Source organism: Mesorhizobium sp. M7A.F.Ca.CA.001.10.2.1, from assembly GCF_003998575.1.
In the GTDB taxonomy this organism is placed as follows: domain Bacteria; phylum Pseudomonadota; class Alphaproteobacteria; order Rhizobiales; family Rhizobiaceae; genus Mesorhizobium.
In genome coordinates this window covers 1-5,771 of record NZ_RZQY01000375.1, presented here as the reverse complement: position 1 = coordinate 5,771, position 5,771 = coordinate 1, and the positions used below count along the sequence as shown (strand labels likewise).

General features: G+C 63.0%; 4 protein-coding genes. 2 read left to right on the top strand and 2 right to left on the bottom strand.

The features are described 5' to 3' along the window. Window positions 1-248: 248 nt before the first annotated feature. The gene (locus EN964_RS22080; RefSeq protein WP_127270259.1) at window positions 249-1,469 is read right to left on the bottom strand and encodes a lytic murein transglycosylase; all 1,221 of its coding nucleotides are present in this window, start codon (window positions 1,467-1,469) and stop codon (window positions 249-251) included. 209 nt (window positions 1,470-1,678) lie between these two features. On the opposite strand from EN964_RS22080, the gene galU reads away from it, so the two are divergent. Next, on the top strand, window positions 1,679-2,584 hold the full coding sequence (gene galU, locus EN964_RS22075; protein ID WP_127270261.1) for a UTP--glucose-1-phosphate uridylyltransferase GalU: 906 nt from the start codon (window positions 1,679-1,681) through the stop codon (window positions 2,582-2,584). A gap of 71 nt (window positions 2,585-2,655) precedes the next feature. Here the strand turns inward: galU and EN964_RS22070 are convergent, their stop codons facing one another. Next, window positions 2,656-4,434, bottom strand: a complete 1,779-nt coding sequence (locus EN964_RS22070) for an outer membrane beta-barrel protein (RefSeq protein ID WP_164749053.1) — start codon at window positions 4,432-4,434, stop codon at window positions 2,656-2,658. 249 nt (window positions 4,435-4,683) lie between these two features. On the opposite strand from EN964_RS22070, the gene EN964_RS22065 reads away from it, so the two are divergent. Beyond that, window positions 4,684-5,685 (top strand): SIS domain-containing protein, encoded by a 1,002-nt coding sequence (locus EN964_RS22065; protein ID WP_127272680.1) that lies wholly within the window; start codon window positions 4,684-4,686, stop codon window positions 5,683-5,685. Window positions 5,686-5,771 lie beyond the last annotated feature (86 nt).

Below are 5,771 nucleotides of genomic sequence, written 5' to 3'. Positions count from 1 at the left end.
GTCTCGCAGCGACCAGCCGCGGTTTTGCTGCTCCTGCGCCATGGCCGGCGCATGGAAGGCGCCAGCCACACCGACGGTGAGCACGATCACGGCCAGGATGAGCACCGGCATGCGACGAACAAGCCCTGCGATGCGCGCAGCCGAAGCCACTCGTTTCCTCCATCCCTTGGCGCAGCAAATGCCGCGCCAACCAGATTGCTACAGTGTCCTTTGCGCGCCCGAAAGGCCGCGCGGCACCGCAGGCGGCTCTATTTCTGCCGGAGCCACTTCAGCACTTCCATGCTCGGGTAACCGTCCTGGGTCAAGCCGGCCTTGGCCTGGAAGGCCAAGATGGCTGATTTCGAGCCGTCGCCGATCTTGCCGTCGAACTTGCCGTCATAAAGGCCATGTTGGGAAAGCCGCTGCTGCAGCTCCTGCCTTTCCTCGAAAGTGAGCTTGGTGAAAGGCCGCTTCCAGTCTTGCACGAGACCGCTGGAGCCGGCGATTTCGTCGGCAAGAAGGCCGACGGCCAGCGCATATTTGTCGGCGTTATTGTAGGCTTTGATGACCGTGAAATTCTTGATCATCAGGAAGGCCGGCCCGTTGCGGCCGTCCGGCACCTTCAGCGTCGCCTTGTCGGAGCCGTTCTTGAACGGCTTGCCGTTGGCCCTGACCACGCCGAGCGCCTGCCATTGCGACAGTGTTTTCGAGCCGCCGGGAAGCTTTCCAGCGGGCAAAGCAACCTCATAGCCCCAGGTCTTGCCGGCCTGCCAGCCATTCTTCTTCAACAAATTGGCTGATGTCGCCAGCGCATCGGGGATCGAATTCCAGATGTCGCGTTTGCCATTGCCGTCCATGTCGACGGCATAGTGCAGATAGCTGGTCGGGATGAACTGGGTATGGCCCATGGCGCCGGCCCAGGATCCGCTCAGATGGCTTTCGTCGATATCGCCGGTCTGCAGGATCTTCAGCGCGGCGATCAGCTGGGTGCGAGCGAATTTCGCCCGCTTCGGATCGGCATAGGCCAAGGTCGCCAGCGAGCGCACGACATTGCGCATGACGTCGTCGCGCTTGAGGATCTCGCCATAGTTCGATTCCATCGACCAGATGGCCAGCAGGATGTAACGGTTGACACCGAACCTGGCCTCGATCCGGTCCAGCCACGGCTTCCATTTCCTGGCCATCTGCTGGCCGACGGCGACCGACTGGTCATGGACGCGATTGTCGAAATAGTCCCAGGCGGGGGCCGTGAATTCAGGCTGCGTACGCGCCTTCTCCAGCACCACCGGATCGATATCCCTGATGTTCCTGAAGGCCTGGTCGTAGAGGGCGCCGGAAACGCCGCTCTGCACGGCGGTGGCGCGGAAGCCGGCGACCCACTGCCGGAAACCGGCATCGGCGAAAGCGGGGCCAGGCATCAGCAGAGCGAGCGATAGGCTGGCTGCCGCCATGACGCTGGTAAAAATTTTTGCGGCATTGCGAACGGACATCTTTTCCTCCTTCTCTGTCTCAGGAAAGACCATTCATCGCCGAACCAGGTTAGGAATTAGTTTACCATAGGCGCCACCGGGAACGAAAAGACGCTTCGAAGCTTTACCGGTGGACATTCCTCTCAGTTGCCCAGTAGTCCCGAATTCCGGCGTGAAAATGTCTTGGAACGGGGATTGCGGAGCTGGCCCTCAAACGGATAATTGAAAGCATGAAGAGAGTTCGCAAGGCAGTCTTCCCGGTCGCCGGTCTCGGCACACGGTTTCTCCCGGCCACCAAGGCTGTCCCCAAGGAAATGCTGACCGTCGTCGACCGGCCGGTGATCCAGTATGTGGTGGATGAGGCACGCGAGGCCGGCATCGAGCATTTCATCTTCGTCACCGGCCGCAACAAGGCCGTCATCGAGGACCATTTCGACATCCAGTTCGAACTCTATGACACGCTGGCCCAGCGCGGCAAGGACGACCAGCTCGCCCGCCTGCAACGGCTGCAGCCGGCGCCGGGGCAGACCAGTTTCACACGCCAGCAGGTGCCGATGGGACTTGGCCATGCCGTCTGGTGCGCCCGTGAGCTCGTCGGCGACGAGCCCTTCGCGCTGTTGCTGCCCGACATGATCATGCAGTCGGAGAAGAGCTGCACGAAGGCAATGGTCGAGCTCTACGAGGAGACCGGCAACAACATCATCGCGGTGCAGGAATGCGCTCCCGCCGAAACCCACAAATACGGCATCGTCGGCCGCGGCGAGGACACGCATCACGGTTTCCGCATCACCGAGATGGTGGAAAAGCCGAAGGCCGGCACCGCGCCGTCCAATCTTTACATCAACGGCCGCTACATCCTGCAGCCGGAGATCTTCAAGATCCTTGAAGGCCAGGAAAAAGGCGCCGGCAACGAGATCCAGCTCACCGACGCCATGCTGAAGCTGGAAAAGCAGCAGCCTTTCTACGGCTACCACTATCGAGGCCGCACGTTCGACTGCGGATCGCCGGAAGGCTTCGTCGAGGCCAATGTCGCCTTCGCGCTGTGGCGCAGCGACATGAACGAGAACATGGCCGGTGTGATCCGCACGCTTCTCGATGAGATGAAGCCATCCGAGCGCCGCGGCGCCGCATCTTAAGTCGATGTCGATGTTCAGCCGGTCCGCGGAAGGGCCGGTCTGATCTCAACGCACGTTTGGCACGCAAGTCCTCAGCGCTGCACTTTCACGCCGAGGAAGATGCTGTTGGCGGTGTAGTCCCGGCCCGGCAGATTGCTGGTCAGCTTCTCGGTCCTCACCCTTGTGGTGAGGCCGGCGTAGCGGTTCAGCCACCAGGTCAGTCCGGCCTCGGCGCTCAACACCCTGTCATGGCCATCGATGCCGATGTAATCACGCCAGTCGAGGCCCAGAGCCGCATTGGCGGTGAGGTTGGCGCGGATCTGGCGTTCGCCGGTCAGGCGACCGGAATAGAGGATGTCGCCGCTTTCGCCCGATGTGGTCGTGGGCTCGACGGTGGTCCGCCCGGTCAGGCCGATCGTGGTGCCGCGCTCCGGTGACCATTTGAGGTCGGCGTTGACGGTGGCACCCGAGATCGCATCAAGGTTTTTGTCGTCGATCGCTTCCCTGAGCCAGCCGGCCGAGAATTCGCCCGACAGCTTCTCGCCCATGTCGAGTGCAAGGCCAGCGCGGGCGCCGAGCCGCGTCGACGAGCGCTCGAACCCTTCATTGTCGATGCGTTGATCATAGGTCCGGCGGCCGACCTCGATTTCAGTGAACGGGGTCAGGGCAGGGGAGATCTCGTAGCCGGTGCGCAACGTCGCCGTGTAGAGTGTGGAGTCCTGATCCTTCTGCGACAGCGAGGTGCCGTCCGAGAGCTTGGCGTCGCCGTAAAAATCGTGCGAGACCGCGCCGGTTAGCGTGTACTGCATCTTGCCGAGATGCTTTTCGACGGCGAGGCTGCCATCGATGGTCTGCCGCAGCGGCTGCTTGCTGACGCCGGCAATGGCGTCCGGTGATGATGCCGATTCCGGCACGGCCTCGTAGCCGAGCTTGGCGATGGCTCGCAACTCATTGTCGAGGTCGACATTGAGCTGGCCTTCGATGCGCCCTTGCGCGTCGTGAACCGGGTAACCCGACACGGTCTCGCGAAAAAGGCCATAGCCGTCGATCGTGGCTGAGTTCTCGCGCCAGTCGGAGGCGGCGGAAAAGCGCAGCGCTGTCTCGGACAGCAGCGCCGACGTGCCGGCACTGCTCGAATCGCCGTTCGAGGTGGCGGTCAGGCCCTGTTCGATCGTCGGCCGGATGACGAAGGAGCCCCATTTGACGCCGGTGGCGGCAAACGGATCATCCTCCAGCTTCTTTTTCTGGCCTTCGATGGCGTCAGTGCGCTCCGCGCCTGGGTCGAGCTTCTGCCTGTCGGCACTGTCGATGGTGAGGGCGCGGCGGTTGGCCGTGTCCGCATCGGTGTCTTCACCATCGGTGGCGTCCGTCGTGGAGGCGGTGATGTCGGAGGTGCCGGCCGTCGATTTCTTCTTCTTTTTCGACTTGTCGGCAGCCTTGTCCTTGGCCTGGCCAGCAGCATTCTGCCCGGCAGTCGATGAGCGGCGGCGAGGCTTGGGCGGCGCCGCGATGTCGGCGGACGTGTCGTCAGTGGCTGCCGGCTGGTCGAAGAGGCTGCCGGTCGCGATGGCATCGCCGGTATCCGTATCGTCAGGCACAGCACCGGCGCTGGCCGGCAGATAGGTGCGGGCCGGCGCATTGTCCTGCGCGGCATTGGCCGGCTGTTGACCCTGCGCTGCCAGGGCCAGCTGTCTCGCCTTGCGCTGCTGGTCGGACAGGATCGCCGATTCCGAAACCTCGCCGCGCAGTTCGGTTTCCTGGGCATGGAGCGCAGTCGGGCGCAGCAAGGCAAACATGCTGGTTGCCAGCAGCAAGGCGCAGACCGCCTTGCCCTTTCGTCCTGTCGAATTTTCTGGCTGGGCCCCGGACATCGCCACCACTGCTTGCGCGGCGCACGCGCGCCATACTTACCGAACCGTAAATGGGGATGGTTAACGGAGGGTTGAGGCGGCGGCCCGTCAACCAGCTGAAGCGCTGATTTCCAAAGGGATCCATACCGCGTGCGTCAAGCTTTTGGTTTTGGCGCCTGCCGTCGTCAAAACCACCGCGCACGTTCGGGCAACATGCCTTGGGCCATTTCTGTTGGACAGCGCGCCGGCAAAGCGCTAATCGCATCAGCCATGCATGCGGGATCCCTGGATAAGAAGCCTTCGGACAGGCAAGCCTCGATCGCTTCGGCGCTGAGGACGGTGGCGACAGAACAGGCTGGGGTTGCAGCCCTTGCCGAGGCCTTGGAGAACGGATTGGCCGCGCCTTTCGCGCAGGCGGTCGAGATGATCTCCGGGATTGAAGGCCGGCTCATCGTCACCGGTGTCGGCAAAAGCGGCCATATCGGTTCGAAGATCGCGGCGACGCTGGCCTCGACCGGCACGCCGGCTTTCTTTGTCCATCCCGCAGAAGCCAACCACGGCGATCTCGGGATGATCGCCAGAGACGACGCCATCATCGCCATGTCGTGGTCGGGCGAAAGCAAGGAACTGATGGGCATCGTCGCCTATTCCAGGCGCTTTTCCATTCCGCTGATCGCCATCACCGCCGGAGAGACATCGGCGCTGGCGCGGGCTGCCGACGTGGTGCTGCTTTTGCCGCGCGCGCCTGAAGCCTGCCCGCACGGCCTGGCGCCAACGACATCAACGCTGCTGCAACTGGTGATGGGCGACGCGCTGGCGATCGCGCTGCTCGAAGCACGCGGCTTCACGCCGGATCATTTCCGCACCTTTCACCCGGGCGGCCAGCTCGGCGCCAACCTGACGCAGATCCGCGAGATCATGCATGTCGGCGACAGGCTGCCGCTGGTGGTTGCGGGCACCGGCATGCATGACGCGATCCTGGAACTGTCGCGCAAGGGATTTGGCTGCGTCGCGATCACCGACGCAGACGGTGCGCTGGTCGGCATCATCACCGATGGCGACATCCGCCGGCACATCGGCAGCAACCTGCTGGCGATGACGGTGGATCAGGTGATGACAAAAGGCCCGAAGACCGCGACGCCGGACACGCTGGTGGCAACGGCGCTGCAGACGATCAACAACTCAGCCATCACCAGCCTGATGGTGGTGGAGGGCCGGAAACCAGTCGGCCTCATCCACCTGCACGACCTGCTGCGTATCGGCGCCGCCTAAGGTGTGCTGATCTTAAGGTGATGCCGGCCTGCAAACGACGGTTTCCTGCGCTTCCGGTGCTCACGTACCCAAAGTACGCTCCGCTC

Excerpts from the sequence above, each read along its gene's own strand:
- EN964_RS22065 (WP_127272680.1), top strand. The coding sequence starts at position 4,684 with ATGCATGCGGGATCCCTGGATAAGAAGCCTTCGGACAGGCAAGCCTCG.
- EN964_RS22080 (WP_127270259.1), bottom strand. The coding sequence starts at position 1,469 with ATGTCCGTTCGCAATGCCGCAAAAATTTTTACCAGCGTCATGGCGGCA.
- galU (WP_127270261.1), top strand. The coding sequence starts at position 1,679 with ATGAAGAGAGTTCGCAAGGCAGTCTTCCCGGTCGCCGGTCTCGGCACA.
- EN964_RS22070 (WP_164749053.1), bottom strand. The coding sequence starts at position 4,434 with ATGTCCGGGGCCCAGCCAGAAAATTCGACAGGACGAAAGGGCAAGGCG.